This is a genomic window from Nonomuraea terrae, assembly GCF_044465245.1.
GTDB lineage: Bacteria > Actinomycetota > Actinomycetes > Streptosporangiales > Streptosporangiaceae > Nonomuraea > Nonomuraea terrae.
This window is the reverse complement of record NZ_JBITLL010000003.1, coordinates 173,302-187,908: the sequence shown is the minus strand read 5'-3', so window position 1 is coordinate 187,908 and position 14,607 is coordinate 173,302. Positions and strand designations below refer to the sequence as shown.

At 73.0% G+C, this 14,607-nt stretch carries 13 protein-coding genes; 9 read left to right on the top strand and 4 right to left on the bottom strand.

What is annotated here, in order from left to right; genetic code table 11:
• Nucleotide 1: 1 nt before the first annotated feature.
• Together ACIBP6_RS13345 and ACIBP6_RS13340 are read right to left on the bottom strand one after the other, a co-directional pair.
• Nucleotides 2-895 (bottom strand): 5'-3' exonuclease, encoded by an 894-nt coding sequence (locus tag ACIBP6_RS13345; protein ID WP_397053385.1) that lies wholly within the window; start codon nucleotides 893-895, stop codon nucleotides 2-4.
• 5 nt (nucleotides 896-900) lie between these two features.
• Nucleotides 901-2,094 (bottom strand): PP2C family protein-serine/threonine phosphatase, encoded by a 1,194-nt coding sequence (locus tag ACIBP6_RS13340; protein ID WP_397051840.1) that lies wholly within the window; start codon nucleotides 2,092-2,094, stop codon nucleotides 901-903.
• Nucleotides 2,095-2,236: 142 nt separating this feature from the next.
• Here ACIBP6_RS13340 and ACIBP6_RS13335 point away from each other — a divergent pair, with 142 nt between their 5' ends.
• Nucleotides 2,237-3,346: a M24 family metallopeptidase gene (locus tag ACIBP6_RS13335; RefSeq protein WP_397051838.1), complete on the top strand. Its 1,110-nt coding sequence runs from the start codon at nucleotides 2,237-2,239 to the stop codon at nucleotides 3,344-3,346.
• A gap of 121 nt (nucleotides 3,347-3,467) precedes the next feature.
• Here ACIBP6_RS13335 and ACIBP6_RS13330 read toward each other — a convergent pair whose 3' ends face one another.
• Entirely contained in the window at nucleotides 3,468-3,947 is a 480-nt protein-coding gene (locus ACIBP6_RS13330) for a hypothetical protein (RefSeq protein WP_397051836.1), read from the bottom strand.
• A gap of 35 nt (nucleotides 3,948-3,982) precedes the next feature.
• On the opposite strand from ACIBP6_RS13330, the gene ACIBP6_RS13325 reads away from it, so the two are divergent.
• From ACIBP6_RS13325 to ACIBP6_RS13310, 4 genes are all read left to right on the top strand, one after another.
• The gene (locus tag ACIBP6_RS13325; protein ID WP_397051834.1) at nucleotides 3,983-4,774 is read left to right on the top strand and encodes a protein phosphatase 2C domain-containing protein; all 792 of its coding nucleotides are present in this window, start codon (nucleotides 3,983-3,985) and stop codon (nucleotides 4,772-4,774) included.
• A gap of 123 nt (nucleotides 4,775-4,897) precedes the next feature.
• A complete protein-coding gene (locus ACIBP6_RS13320) occupies nucleotides 4,898-5,761 on the top strand; it encodes a terpene synthase family protein (protein WP_397051832.1) in 864 nt (287 codons plus the stop codon).
• 233 nt (nucleotides 5,762-5,994) lie between these two features.
• Nucleotides 5,995-6,588, top strand: coding sequence for a GTP-binding protein (locus ACIBP6_RS13315; protein ID WP_397051830.1), 594 nt, complete (start codon nucleotides 5,995-5,997; stop codon nucleotides 6,586-6,588).
• Between the two features lie 23 nt (nucleotides 6,589-6,611).
• Nucleotides 6,612-7,103 (top strand): Lrp/AsnC family transcriptional regulator, encoded by a 492-nt coding sequence (locus ACIBP6_RS13310; RefSeq protein WP_132608941.1) that lies wholly within the window; start codon nucleotides 6,612-6,614, stop codon nucleotides 7,101-7,103.
• 232 nt (nucleotides 7,104-7,335) lie between these two features.
• Here the strand turns inward: ACIBP6_RS13310 and ACIBP6_RS13305 are convergent, their stop codons facing one another.
• The gene (locus tag ACIBP6_RS13305; protein ID WP_397051828.1) at nucleotides 7,336-8,514 is read right to left on the bottom strand and encodes an ROK family transcriptional regulator; all 1,179 of its coding nucleotides are present in this window, start codon (nucleotides 8,512-8,514) and stop codon (nucleotides 7,336-7,338) included.
• A gap of 339 nt (nucleotides 8,515-8,853) precedes the next feature.
• Here ACIBP6_RS13305 and ACIBP6_RS13300 point away from each other — a divergent pair, with 339 nt between their 5' ends.
• From ACIBP6_RS13300 to ACIBP6_RS13285, 4 genes are all read left to right on the top strand, one after another.
• Complete coding sequence (locus ACIBP6_RS13300) at nucleotides 8,854-11,019, top strand: HelD family protein (RefSeq protein ID WP_397053383.1); 2,166 nt, start codon at nucleotides 8,854-8,856, stop codon at nucleotides 11,017-11,019.
• Between the two features lie 513 nt (nucleotides 11,020-11,532).
• Entirely contained in the window at nucleotides 11,533-13,188 is a 1,656-nt protein-coding gene (lnt, locus tag ACIBP6_RS13295) for an apolipoprotein N-acyltransferase (protein ID WP_397051826.1), read from the top strand.
• A gap of 10 nt (nucleotides 13,189-13,198) precedes the next feature.
• Nucleotides 13,199-13,948 (top strand): polyprenol monophosphomannose synthase, encoded by a 750-nt coding sequence (locus ACIBP6_RS13290; RefSeq protein WP_397051824.1) that lies wholly within the window; start codon nucleotides 13,199-13,201, stop codon nucleotides 13,946-13,948.
• An 80-nt stretch (nucleotides 13,949-14,028) separates the two neighbouring features.
• Nucleotides 14,029-14,535, top strand: a complete 507-nt coding sequence (locus ACIBP6_RS13285; RefSeq protein ID WP_397051822.1) for an FxsA family protein — start codon at nucleotides 14,029-14,031, stop codon at nucleotides 14,533-14,535.
• Nucleotides 14,536-14,607 lie beyond the last annotated feature (72 nt).

The following is a 14,607-nucleotide window of genomic DNA, read 5'->3' as shown; positions in this document are numbered from 1 at the left end:
GTCAGCCGCCCAGGGCGTCGAGCAGGCGGTTGAGCGGGCTGTCGAGACCGTGACGGTCGGCCAGGCGGACGAGCGCCTCCGGGTCGCGTGGCTTGGCCGGCAGCGTCAGGTCGGCGGCGGGCAGCGGCGCGTCGGGGGCCACCGCGACGACGGCGGGGGCGGCCCGCAGGTAGTCGCGGGCGGCGGCCAGGCGGGTGCGGCTGCCGGCCGGGAAGCCGTCGGCCGAGCCCGCGTCGAGGGCGTCGAGCAGCGCATCCAGCGTGCCGAAGCGGGTGATCAGGGCGGCGGCCGTCTTGTCGCCGACGCCGGGCACGCCGGGCAGGCCGTCGCTGGGGTCGCCGCGCAGCGTGGCGAAGTCGGCGTACGAACGGCCGGGGATGCCGTACTTGGCGGTCACGAACGCCTCGTCGACGATCTGCAGGTTGCGGATGCCGCGCGCGGTGTAGAGCACGCGCACCGGCCGCGAGTCGTCGACGAGCTGGAACAGGTCGCGGTCGCCGGTGACGATGTCGACCGCGCCGGAGGCCTGATGGGTGAGCGTGCCGATCACGTCGTCGGCCTCGTAGCCGGGCGACTCCAGGCGGGCGATGCCGACGGCGTCGAGCACCTCCTGGATCACCGCGATCTGCGGCACGAGCGCGTCGGGCACCTCCTCGGCGTCGCCCTCGGCCACCCGGTGCGCCTTGTACGTCGGGATCGCCGCGACCCGGAACGCCGGCCGCCAGTCGGCGTCCATGGTGGCCACGAGCTCGGCGGGGGAGTGGGTGCGCACGAGGGTGGCGATCATGTCGATGAGGCCGCGTACCGCGTTGACGGGGGAGCCGTCCGGAGCCTTGATCGACTCCGGGACGCCGTAGAAGGCGCGGAAGTAGAGGGACGGGGTGTCCAGAAGCATCAGCACTAGCCCAGTATGCCCACCCCGAGCAGGCACGCGTCGTCTTCCGGGTTGGGTCCGCCGATGTCGGCGAGCAGGCGGTCGAGCCCGCCGTCGAGATCCTCGCCCCGGATCCGGCGGGCGGCGGCCAGGGCCAGCGCGAGACCGGCCTCGATGTCGCGGGTGCGCCGCTCGACCAGCCCGTCGGTGAACATCAGCAGCACGTCGCCGGGCAGCAACCGCGTCGTGGCCAGCTCGTACGGCCGCCCGGAGACGGCGCCGAGCAACACGCCGCGCGGCTGGCCGAGATGGGCGGCCGCGCCGTCGCGCACCAGGATGGGCGCCAGGTTGCCGGCCTGCGCCCAGGCGAACACCCGGGTCTCCGGGTCGAGGTGGCCGATGACCGCCGTGGCGGTGGTGTCGGTGAGCTGGTGCAGGACGAGCTCGTTCAGCCAGTCGAGCAGCCGGTTGGCGGCCTGCCCGGTCATGGCCAGGCCCACCAGGGCGTGGCGCAGCTGGGCCATGCGCGCGATCGCGGGCAGGCCGTGGCCGGAGACGTCGCCGATGGCCAGCAGCAGGCGGCCGTCGGCGGCCTGGGCGGCTTCGAACCAGTCGCCGCCGAGGTTCGCGGTCTTCTCCGCGGGCACGTAGCGCACCGCGATGCCGGTGTTCGGCAGATCGAGGCAGCCGGCGGGCGCGGGCAGGATGGCCTCGCGCAGGGCGAGCATGACGTGGCGTTCCTCGGCGGCCTGCTCGCGGGCCTCCAGGAGCTGGCGGCGCGACTCCGAGACCATGCGCTCGGCGCGGCGGCGGCCGGTGATGTCCTGGATGACGCCGTGCATGCCGACCGGGCCCCCCGGGCCGGCCAGCGGCTCCAGCACCACCCGTAGGTCGCGCAGGTCTCCGGGGCCGCGCCGGATGCGGAACTCCGCGTGCACCTGCTCCTCGCCCTGCAGCACCGACCAGAGCAGCCGGTCGAGCGTGGCGGCGTCGCCGGGCTCGACGTGCCCGGCCAGGTCGGGCAGGGCGATCGGGCCCTGGCCCGGGTCGCGGCCGAAGATGGCGTACACCTGCTCCGACCAGGTGGTCTCGCCGGTGTGCAGGTGCCACTCCGCCCAGCCCATGTTGCCGAGCCGTTGGGCGTGGGCCAGCCGTACGGCGAGCATCTCGGCGTCGGTCTCGGCCCCGAGCAGCCCCGCCGCGCCAATGACGTCGACCATGTCTCACTCTCAAAGCGCAGTGGAACTGGACAATTGGCCCCACACTACGTGGTCGATGATGTGCGGAGCGTGGTGCTGGACGGCCGTGTTGTAAGTCCTTTTCGCGGATTTTAGGCGGCGCGATTACGAGTAGATTGAGCCTGTGACGTCCTCAGACCTGTATCCCGTGTCCCGTCTGGCCGCCGTGCAGGAGGCCACCGCCAAGGCCGGCCTCGACGCCCTGCTGCTGACGCCCGGTCCCGACCTTCGCTACGTCAGCGGTTACGACGCCAAGCAGCTGGAGCGGCTGACGTGCCTCGTGGTGCCCGCCTCCGGCGAGGCGTACATGATGGTGCCCCGGCTGGAGCTGCCCGCCGCGCAGGCCTCGCCGGCCTCCCGCCTGGGGCTGGAGTTCGTGGCGTGGGACGAGACCGACGACCCGTACGCGATCGCCGCGGCGCGGCTGGGCCGGGCGGCCAAGGTGGGCCTGGCCGACCGTATGTGGGCGATGGCGTCGCTGCGCTTCCGCGACGCGCTGCCGGGCGCCGAGCAGGTGCTGGCCGGCAGCGTGCTGCGCGAGCTGCGCATGCGCAAGTCGCCCGCCGAGGTGGCCGCGCTGCGCCAGGCGGGGGAGGCGATCGACTCCGTGCACCGGCAGGTGCCGGAATTCCTGCGGGCCGGGCGCACCGAGCGGGAGGTGGCCCGCGACATCGCCGAGGCGATCCTGGCCTCCGGGCACGCCGCCGCCGACTTCGTGATCGTCGCCTCCGGGCCCAACGGCGCGAGCCCGCACCACGACGTCTCCGACCGCGTCATCCAGGCCGGTGAGCCGGTCGTGGTCGACATCGGCGGCCACCTGCCCAACGGCTACTGCTCCGACTCCACGCGCACCTACAGCGTGGGCGAGCCGCCCGCGGAGTTCACCGCGTACTACGAGGTGCTGCACCGCGCCCAGGAGGCCTCCTGCGCGGCCGTGCGGCCGGGGGTGTCGTGCGAGTCGATCGACGCCGCCGCGCGCGACGTCATCGCCGCGGCCGGATACGGCGAGTACTTCATCCACCGCACCGGCCACGGCATCGGCATCGAGGGGCACGAGGACCCGTACATCGTGGCGGGCAACGGCGAGCCGCTGGAGGCCGGGTTCGCGTTCTCGGTGGAGCCGGGCATCTACCTGGCCGGCCGGCACGGCGCCCGCATCGAGGACATCGTCGTGTGCACCGAGGACGGCGTCGAGCGCCTCAACAACACCACGCGCGAGCTGGTGGTCATCTGACGGGATAGCCGTTCTGGAAGGCGAGCCGGGCGTCGGCGCGGCCGGCGATGCGCCGGTGAGCAGGTCGTCCAACTCCATGAACACCTGCCAGGCCGGGGCAGCGCCGACTCCAGGGCCGGCTTCACGGGCCGGCTTCACGAGCCGGCCGGCCGGTCGACGACCAGCCGCTCCAGGCCGGGCTCGCGCTTCGCCTTCCACACCTTGTCGGCCAGGCTGACCAGGTGGTCCTCCAACGTTGTGCCCGGCGCGGTCCATGAAGCGTGGGTGCGGGCGAAGCGGGCCGGCCGCTCCGGGACGCCCCGGGCCGGCAGGAGGCGGTGGCCGGCGCGTTCGTGCGCCGAGCGGGGCCGGTCAGCTCGCCCGGGTGCGGGCACTTGCCGATGTCGTGGGTGGCGGCGCCGTGGCGCACGGCGTCGCCGTCCACGGCGACCTCCGGATGGCGGGCCGTCAGCCAGGTGAGGATCTCGCAGGCGGCGTCGTGGACGGCGCGCAGGTGGGCCGCCGGGCGGGGCGGGGCGTCCAGGTCGCGCAGCAGCCCGGCCGCCTCGGGCGGGAGCGGGCGCAGGGGCGGGTCGCTGAGGGCGCGCTGGAGGGCTGTCACGCCGCCACCCTGGGCGCCGTGGCAGAGTCGCTGTCATGTTCGCGGAGATCAGGTACGCCACCCGGCCCGGGTCCGGGCGGCCCAACGAGGACCTGGTGGTGGCCGGGCCGTCCTGGATCGTCGTGCTCGACGGGGCCACGGCGGCCGGCGGGGTCGAGTCCGGGTGCGTCCACGACGTCGCGTGGCTGGTGGGGCGGCTCGGGGGCGAGCTGGCGGCCGCGCTGTCGGTCGGTGACGGCGGGTCGCCGGCGGCGATCCTGGAGGCGGCCATCGAACGCACGGCGCGGGCCCACGCCGGCACCTGCGACCTGGGCAACCCCGACTCGCCGTCCGCGACCGTGGCCATGGTGCGCGTTCGTTCCGGGCGGCTGGAGTACCTCGTGCTGGGCGACTCGCCGGTGGTGCTGGCGTTCGCGGACGGCGGGCTGCGGGTGGTGGCCGACGACCGGCTGGAACGGCTGCCGGGCGGGCGGCCGTACAGCGTGGAGCTGGTACGCCGGATGCGCAACGCGCCCGGCGGGTTCTGGGTGGCGGCGGCCCGCCCGGAGGCCGCCCGCGAGGCGGTCACCGGCGAGGTGGACGCCGGCGCGCTGCGCGGGGCCGGAGTCTTCACCGACGGGGTGTCCCGGCTGGTCGAGTGGTACGGGTGGAGCTGGGCGTCCGTCCTGGCGTTGCTGGCGGAGCGCGGGCCGGCGGCGGTGATCGGCGCCGTGCGCGAGCTGGAGACGGCCAGGGGACCGGTGCAGGGCAAGCCGCACGACGACGCCACGGCCGTCTGGGGCCGCCTCGGCGCGGAGCTGTCGGTCACGGGGAGCGAAACGGACTGATCAGTCACGCTGCTGATACCTTGATCGATAGTACGTGATCATGAAACAATTCCCGCCACAGGTGTATATCCGTTTATGGGGGGTCGTTCGCCCATGATCCGCGAGCAGATCGAGCGGCCCTAGATGCCGGACGACGAGCTGGGCGAGGCGTACGCGCTCGGGCGGACGTGCGCGCTGGCCGCCGAGTGCGGCAGGGACCTGCGGCGCTGCGCCCAGATGTACGGCGGGCTGTTCCCCGCGGCGGCCTTCCGCAGCGACTTCTTCACCGCCCTCACGCTGGCCTCCGCTTTCAGCGCCCCCTGGGCCGCCGCCGACCGGCTGAAGATCCTCAACCGGACCGCCCTGTGGGTCGCCGCCCTCGACCGGCTGGTCGACCACACGGCCACCACCCGGGAGCAGGTCGACCGGCTGACCCGCGAGTGCCTGTCGGTCGCGGACGGGGCGGTGCCGCGCTCGGCGATCACCCGCTTCCTCGCCGACCTGCGCGACGAGCTGGCCACCGTCAAGGCCTTCCACGACCTGCGGGGGCTCTGGCGTGACCAGCTCGCCCGGACGCTGGCGGGCATGGCCAGGGCGTGGGTGTGGCGCGACTCGGGCGCCCTGCCGACGCTGGACCGCTTCCTGGAGAACGCGGACAGCCGGGGATCGTGCTTCGTGGACGTCTCGCACTGGATCTACACCGCCGACGACTGGGCCAGGGCCCACCTGGACGAGCTGCGCGCCGTCAGCGGCCACGTGCAGCGCTACCTGCTCCTGCTCGGCGACGTGGCCTCCTATCGCAGGGACGTCAGCTGGGGCGACCTGAACGTGCTGGCGCTGGGTGTGAGCCGCGGCGAGGTGACCGCGGAGATGGAGCGGCTGGCCCGCGAGGCGGACGCCCTCGTCGGGCAGATCCGCGAGCACAGCCCTCGGACGGCCGCCTACCTGCAGCGGCAGATGGGGTTCAGTGCCGGGTTCACCGGAATTTCGGGGTTGCGGTGGTCCTAGCTTGACAGGCTCTCTTGACTTTTAACTTCTTGGTACGTTCAGCTGCCACGCTTAAAGCGACAAATAGGGACATTTCATTCTTGTAAAGAACTGCGGCTTGAGTGGGAAATGTGGCGTTGCTAGGGTGTCTCGGTGCCAGGCAAGTGGATCTCGACGCGCCTTGACACATACCACTGACCACGGCACCTCAGGGGTGGGGTTGTACATGCGCGGAAATGTACAGGCGGTGCTGAATGGAATTCGGTCGTCATGACCGTTGGCGGCTGCCGACCGCCGTCAAAGTCCTGATCGCGGGAGGGTTCGGCGCCGGCAAGACCACCATGGTGGGCGCGGTCTCCGAGACCCGTCCCCTGCGCACGGAGGAGGCTCTGACCCAGGCCGGCGCCCAGGTCGACGACCTGTCCGGAGTCGAGCGGAAGCTCGCCACCACCGTGGCCATGGACTTCGGCCGCATCACGCTGCGCAACGACTACATGCTGTACCTGTTCGGCACCCCGGGCCAGGAGCGCTTCTGGTTCGTCTGGGACGAGCTGGCGCTGGGCGCGCTCGGCGCCGTCGTGCTGGCCGACACCCGCCGCCTGGAAGACTGCTTCCCGTCGGTCGACTACTTCGAGAAGCGTGACCAGCCGTTCATCGTGGCGCTCAACTGCTTCGAGGGCAGCGACCCGTTCACGGTCGGGCAGGTGCGCTCGGCGCTCGGCCTGGAGCCCGGCATCCCCGTCGTGCGCTGCGACGCCCGGCGCCGCGACTCGGGCAGAGAGGTGCTCATCACGCTGATGGAGCACGCGATGCGCAGGGGCGTCGCCCCGGTCGGGACCATGTCATGACCATGACCGGCTACCTTTGACCGATGGAGGAGATCGACCGCCGGATCGTCACGCTGCTGGCCCGCGACGGCCGCATGAGCTTCACCGACCTGGCCAGGGAGACCGGGCTGTCGGTGTCGGCCGTCCACCAGCGCGTACGCCGCCTGGAGAAGCGCGGAGTCGTCCGCGGCTACGCCGCGATCATCGACCACGACGCGGTGGGGCTGCCACTGACCGCGTTCGTGTCCATCAAGCCGATCGACCCCGCGGCGCCCGACGACGCCCCGGAACGGCTGGCGCACCTGTCGGCGATCGAGGCCTGCCACAGCGTGGCCGGCGACGAGAGCTACATCCTCAAGGTGCGCGTGGCCTCGCCGGTGGCCCTGGAGGACCTGCTGCAGCAGATCAGGGCCTCCGCCAACGTCTCGACCCGCACCACCGTCGTGCTGAGCACCCCGTACGAGCACCGCGCCCCTGAGCTGGCTCCCTCCGAGGAGGCCGGCGAGCCGGAGGCCCGGCAGGACGGCATCGCCTGACCGGGCCCCGAGGGTGATCACATTCGGCGTCACGATCCGTAAGGGCGCGGAGCGGGTCCACGCGGCCGAGTCGACCTGTAGACCAGGACGCCGGATGAGGGCGACGTGGGAGCCGTCGCGGCCGTGCCGTTCCACGTCCTGTGGAACGGCGAACCCAGCGGCCGTGGCGGGGTACGCCGACGCCGACCGGCGGCCGCGTTCCTCGTGGGCGTGGCCTGGGCGCCTAGGCTCCTCACGCGGGGACCGGCGAGCCGAGCACGTCCTCCCGCACGGCGTCCAGTGCGACACTGAGGGCCCCGGCGAGGACGGGATTGCCGCCGACGGCGGACAGCCGGACCGGCGGCCGCGGGATGGTGAGCGCGTGCAGCTCCTCCTCGACCAGCCGGCGCAGCAGCTCCCCGCCCGCCAGCGGGACGCCGCCGGTCAGCACGATCAGCGCGGGATCGACGACCGAGGTGATCGCGGCCAGCCCCACGGCCAGCCGGGCGGCCACGTCCCGCAACCCCGCCAGCGACCTGCCCTCGGCCTCCCGTGCGGCGTTGGCGACCGCCTGGCGGAAGTCCGCGCCCGGCACGCCGTACGAGCGCAGCACCTCCAGCACCGCGGCCCCGCCGGTCAGCGCCTGCAGGCCGTGGCGGCCGTAACGGCCGGTCTCGCGGGCCGTCGGCGCGCCAGGGGCGGGCAGGTAGCCGACCTCGCCCGCGCCGCCGGTCGCGCCCCGGTGCATCCGCCCGCCCAGCACGATCGCCGAGCCGATGCCCTGGTCGGCCCAGAGCAGCACGAAGTCCGCCCGGCCGCGGGCGGCGCCGTGCGCCCGCTCGGCCACGGCGGCGAGGTTGACGTCGTTCTCCACGTCCACCGGGACGCCGAGCCCCGTGCTCAGCGCCGGGACCAGGCCGGGGATCTGCCAGCCGGGCACGTCCTCGGCGGCGGCGTACCCCAGGGCGCCGGTGGAGGGGTCGATCGCGGCCTGCACGCCGATCACGACGCGGCGCAGGCGGTCCGGCGGGCGGGCGCCGCGCAGGGCCGCGGCGAGCCGGTCGACCAGCGTGCCCCGCGGCGGATGCGGCGTGACCAGCGTGTGCTCGCCGACGACCGTGCCGGTGATGTCGGCCACCCGGGCCTGGATGCGGCCGGGGGTGACGTCGAGCGCGCCGGCGTAGGCCGCCGCCGGGTTGATCCGGTAGACCTCCGCCGTACGGCCGGGCAGGCCCTCCCGTACGCCGTCGAGCACCACCAGCCCGACGGACCGCAGCCGGAGCAGCAGCTGGGACGCCGTCGGCTTGGACAGCCCCGTGAGCGCGCCGATCTCGGGACGGGTCAGGGGGCCGCGTTCGAGCAGGGCCCGCAGGGCGGCGCGATCATTGATGGCGCGTAGCAGACTGGGGGTCCCCGGAACCGGTCCGGTCACGGCGTCTCCGTCGGGTCAGTATTAGGAAACTTTCCTAATACGGGAGACGACCATAAAAAGATCCGTGCGGGCCGGTCAAGGGGTGCGAGCGCTCGTCCGGAAAGGGGAAAGTGATGGGAGTGCCGCGACGGGCATGCTAATGTCATCGTTTGTCGTAACAACAAGCAGAATGGCCCGGAGTGTCCCATTAACCACATTAATGGTCAGGTGGCGGCTCGTCAAACCGAGCTCGCCCGAGAGCAGGAGTATGTCACCCGCCTCTACGAGCGGCTCGACACGTTGCGCGAGCGCACCCAGAGTCAGCTCAAGGAGGTGCTGGCCGCCGGCGCCGTCGGCACGATGCAGAACAGGTCCGAACGCGACACGTTCGCCGAGATGTACGCCACCCGCCTCGCCCGGCTGTGGGCGGTCGAGCGCGGCCTGGTCTTCGGCAGGCTCGACCACACCGACGAGGGCCGCCTCTACATCGGCAAGCTCGGCCTCACCGACGACGACCAGCAGCGCCTGCTCATCGACTGGCGGGCGCCGGTGGCGCAGCCCTTCTACCGCGCCACGCCGGCCGCTCCGATGGGCGTGACCAGGCGCCGGCACCTGCAGACCAAGGGCCGCAGCGTCGTGGGCGTCGACGACGACCTGCTCGACCTCGACGCACTCACCGACGACGACCGCGCCACGCTCAACGGCGAGGCCGCGCTGCTGGCCGCGCTCGACGAGCGCCGCACCGGCCGCATGCGCGACATCGTCGCCACCATCCAGGCCGAGCAGGACCGCGTCATCCGCAGCGACCTGAACGGCGTGCTCGTGGTGCAGGGCGGCCCCGGCACCGGCAAGACCGTCGTGGCCCTGCACCGGGCGGCGTACCTGCTCTACACCCACCGGGAGCGGCTGGAGCGCCGCGGCGTGCTCATCCTCGGCCCCAACCTCACGTTCCTGCGCTACATCGAGCAGGTGCTGCCCTCGCTCGGCGAGACCGACGTGCTGCTGTCCACCGTCGGCGAGCTCTACCCGGGCGTGACGGCCACCGCCCGCGAACGCCCCGAGGTGGCCGCGCTCAAGGGCGACCTGCGGATGACCGAGGTGATCGCCAAGGCCGTCCGTGACCGGCAGCGGGTGCCGCGCAAGCCGATCGAGCTGCCCCTCGGCCGCGTCACGCTCACCATCGACCGCGCCATGCTGGACGCCGCGAAGAACAAGGCCACCCGGTTGCGCCGGCCGCACAACCAGGCCCGCGCCGTGTTCGTGCGCTCGCTGCTGAACGCGCTGGCCAGGCAGCAGGCCCGCAAGATAGGCAAGGGGCTGCTCGACGAGGACGACCTCGCCGACCTGCGCGAGGACCTGCGTACCGAGCCGGTCGTCAAGGCGGCGCTCAACCGGCTGTGGCCGTACCTGACGCCCCAGCGTCTCCTGCTCGGTCTGTACGGCTCCCAGGAGCGCCTCGACCACGCGGCCGCCGCGCTGACCCCCGGCGAGCGCGCCCTGCTGCGCCGCGACGGCGGCCCGTGGACCGACTCGGACGTGCCGCTGCTCGACGAGGCCGCCGATCTGCTCGGCGAGATCGACGAGCAGGTGCTGCGCGCCACCGCGCTCCAGGCCGAGGAGGAGCTGGCCGCCGCCCGGCAGGCCGAGGAGCACGAGCGTGAGGCCGAGCTCGCCTACGCCCGCGAGGTCCTGGAGCTGACCGGGCTGTCCGACGTCATGGAGGCCGAACGGCTGGCCGAGCGCCAGCGCGGCGAGGGCCCCCGCCTGACGACCGCCGAGCGCGCCGCCGCCGACCGCACCTGGGCGTACGGGCACGTGATCGTGGACGAGGCCCAGGAGCTGTCGCCCATGGCGTGGCGGGCGGTCATGCGGCGCTGCCCCACCCGGTCGATGACGATCGTCGGCGACATCGCGCAGACCGGCTCGGCGGCCGGGGCCCGCTCGTGGGGCGAGGTCCTCGACCCGTACGTCGCCGGGCGCTGGCGGCAGGAGCGGCTGACGGTCAACTACCGCACGCCGGTCGAGCTCATGGAGGTGGCCGCCCGCGTCCTGGCCACCGTCGACCCCGCGCTGGAGGCGCCCACGTCGGTGCGCGAGTCCGGCGCGCGGCCCTGGTCGGCGCCGCTGGCGGCGCTGCCCGAGATCGTCAAGGCCGAGGTCGGCGAGGGCGGCAAGGTCGCCGTCGTGGTGCCCGACGCGCTGCTGCCCGACCTGGGTGAGCAGGTCGCCGGCGCGGTGCCCGGCGCCGTGGTCGTACGACCGGGCGCGGGCCGGGCCGGGGGAGCGGAGGCCCTCGACGCGCCGGTCGCCGTCCTCGGCGTGGCCGACGCCAAGGGCCTGGAGTTCGACTCGGTGGTCGTGGCCGAGCCGGGCCTCATCGCCGCCCAGTCGCCGCGCGGACCGAGCGACCTGTACGTCGCCCTCACGCGCGCGACACAGCGGCTCGGGGTGGTCCACGAGGGGCCGCTGTCGGACGCTCTGCGGGACTTGCCAAGCCGTTCGACGCTGTCCGCAAATGGGGTTTGACCGGGTTTAAAGCCACCGGCCGAACATGTCCTACCTGCGAAAACTTGATGTTTCTGCTGATCGGGACACGGTTGACATCTGAGGTGGAGTCGGTAGTTTGCTGCGCAGTCCAGCACGGGACTTGGCCGGTTGGCCGTCTCTGACATCGCCGGATCCTGCGTCCGTGACGGAGCGTGACTTCGTCCACACAGCCAGGTGCAGGGCCGTCGGTCCGTCGAGTCGGGGCACCCCAACCGGGCGGGGGGTTGGACCCGGGACGGGCCCGGGAGCCCAGTAGACAACGGAATTCCGCGCTCGCCGCCGACGAGACGGGTCCGGTCCGAAGGGTTTCCGGGCCCTCTTCCCGTTCTCGTGCGCAGGACCCGCCTGTGCGCCGGGTGGTCCCGTCAGCAGCGGGATCACCCTGCCGCCTGTTCCCGTCCGATCATCCGGCGCGGGCGCCGACCTGAGCGCCGCCGCGGGGCGGTAGCGTTTTCGCAAGCAGGCTTTGCGAAGTGGCGAGGAGACCCCGGAGTGGTTCAGGACAGCACGAGCCTTCCCCCCGCGGCCGGGCCGGACCCGGCGGGCGACACTCCCGCACCCCCGGCCGGCGCCCAGGACGACGCGCCGTCTCCCGTGTCCCGCGACACCGGCCAGGGCGGTACCTCGGCCGGCGCGGGGGAGCGCGAGTCGCGGTGGGTGCTGCCCGGCAGGATCGCGGCGGCCGTCGCCGGAGGGCTGGCGCTCTTCACCGCCTTCCCGCCGCTCGACTGGTGGCCGTGCGCCCCGCTCGGCATCGGCCTCATCGCGGCCTGCCTGTACGGCACCCGCCCGAAGCGGGCCGCCTGGCTCGGCTACTTGGCCGCCGCCGTCTTCCTCTTCCCCACCCTCGCGTGGGTGCGCTCGATCGGTGACGACGTCTGGTTCATGCTGGTCGGCATCGAGAGCGTCTTCTACGCCGCCATGGCGTCCCTGGCCGCGCTCGTGTTCCGGCTGCGGGCCTGGCCCCTGTGGTTCGGCTGCCTGTGGGTCGCCATGGAGTGGGCCAGGAGTCTCGTGCCGATCGGCGGCTTCCCGTGGGCGCGGGCGGCCTTCAGCCAGGGCGAGTCGATGTTCACCCCGTACGCCGCGCTCGGCGGCGTGCCGCTGGTGTCGTTCGCCGTCGCCCTGAGCGGCGGGCTGCTGGCCATGGCCGTTCTGTCCCGGGGCCGGGCCGTGCGCAGGGCCGTGCCGCTGGCGCTCGCCCTGGCCGTGCCCGTGCTGGGGCTCGCCGTCCCCAGACACGGCGACGAGGGCCGCAGCGTCAACATCGGCATCGTGCAGGGCAACGTCCCCGGCCGCGGCATGTACGCGCTCGGCGACGAGCCGGCCGTCGTGCTGAAGAACCACGCCAACGAGACCAAGCGCCTGGCCCAGGCCGTACGCGAGGGCAGGCTGCCCAAGCCCGACCTGGTCGTGCTGCCGGAGAACTCCACCGACATCGACCCCTACCGCGACCCGGTCGCCCGCGCCATCATCCAGGACTCCGTGAGCGACGTCGGCGTGCCCACGCTCGTCGGCGCCGTCGTGGCGATCGGCGAGGAGAACCGCGCCACCCGCAGCCTGGTGTGGGACCCGGTGACCGGGCCGGGCGCCTACTACGACAAGCAGCACCTCGTGCCGTTCGGGGAGTACACCCCGTTCAAGGACATCGTGCTGGCGCTGTCGGAGCGGGCCAACCTGGTGGGCCGGCAGTCGGTGCCGGGGAACCGGCCGGGCGACCTGAAGCTGGGCCCGGTCACGATCGGCGCGGTCAACTGCTACGAGGTCGCCTACGACGACACCGTGCGCGGCACCGTGCGCGCCGGCGGCACCCCGCTGGTGGTGCAGACCAACAACGCCAGCTACGCGCTGTCCAACCTGCCGTCCCAGCAGCTGGCCATGTCGAAACTGCGCGCCGTCGAGCACAACCGGGCCGTGGTGACCGCCGCCACGACGGGGATCTCGGCGTACGTCACGCCTGACGGTAAGGTCTCCTGGCAGACCGAGGAGCTGGTCGCGGACATGAACGTGGTGACGGTTCCGGTGCGCACGAAGGAAACGATCGCCACGAAGGTGGGCGCCCTTCCCGAATGGGCATTGATGGTGATGGGAGCGGCGGCGGTGGGAGCCGCCGTGTGGCGTGGCAGGCGGCGAGGCGACCGGATATGAGGAACGACGGATGATGGAGACTCTCGGCCGGGTGCTCGTCGTCGTGCCCACCTACAACGAGCGTGACAATCTGCCGGCGATCGTCGAGCGGGTGCGGGCCGCGGTGCCCGACGCCCACGTGCTGATCGCCGACGACAACAGCCCCGACGGCACCGGCGAGGTGGCCGACCGGCTCGCCGGCGACGACGACCAGGTGCACGTCCTGCACCGGCCCGGCAAGCAGGGGCTCGGCGCCGCCTACATCGCCGGCTTCCGCTGGGGCCTCGGCGAGGGCTTCGACGTGCTGGTGGAGATGGACGCCGACGGCTCCCACCAGCCCGAGGAGCTGCCCAAGCTGCTGCAGGCGGTGGCGGAGGGCGCCGACCTGGCGATCGGCTCCCGCTACGTGCCCGGCGGCCGGGTCGTCAACTGGCCGCAGCGGCGCGAGCTGCTGTCCAAGGGCGCCAACATCTACACCCGCGTCATGCTCGGCCTGCCGGTGCGCGACGCGACCGCCGGCTTCCGCGCCTACCGCGCCGCCACCCTGGAGAAGGTCGGCCTGGCCGGGGTCGAGTCGCAGGGCTACTGCTTCCAGGTCGACCTCACGCTGCGGACGTCCCGTCACGGGCTGCGGGTGGTGGAGGTGCCGATCACTTTCGTGGAGCGGACGGTCGGCAAGAGCAAGATGAGCGGCAAGGTCATGTCCGAGGCGTTGTGGCGGATCGGCCTGTGGGGCGTCACCGGCCTGCCCGGGCGTATCAAAGGCGCCAACCGCCACTGACCGACGGCCTCGCCGCCGGAACGCATCGGGGCGTCCGCGCGTTGTTCTCCATGACACGCGCGTGCGGAAACGAGGAAATGATGCGGCTGCTGCTCTTCCTGGCCTTCCTGGTCGTCCCCGTCCTGGAGGTCTGGCTGCTCATCCAGATCGGCTCGGTGATCGGCGGGCCGCTCACCGTCGCCCTGCTCATCGCCGACAGCCTCCTGGGCGCCTGGATCGTGCGGCGCGAGGGCCGCAGGGCCTGGCGCGCCCTGCAGAGCGCGCTGCAGACCGGGCGCATGCCCGACCGCGAGCTGGCCGACGGCGGGCTCGTGCTGGTGGGCGGCGCGCTGCTGCTGACGCCGGGCTTCTTCACCGACATCTTCGGGTTCCTGTGCGTGCTGCCGTTCACCCGGCCGACGATGCGCCGCCTGGGCGCGTGGTTCTTCCAGCGCCGCGTCAAGCGCATGGCGGCCGCCTCCCCGTACGCCGGGATGTTCCCGCCGTCCGCGGGCTTTCCGCCGTCCACCGGCTCCCCGGACGCGGGCGCGCCGCAGGGCGGGCGCGTGGTGCACGGTGAAGTGATCCGCGAGGACCGCGACTCCTGACGTCTTTCCTCCGGTTTCTCGCGCCCCGTGTACGTATGGGGCCGGTGTCCGCGGGCATGCGATCCGGGATCT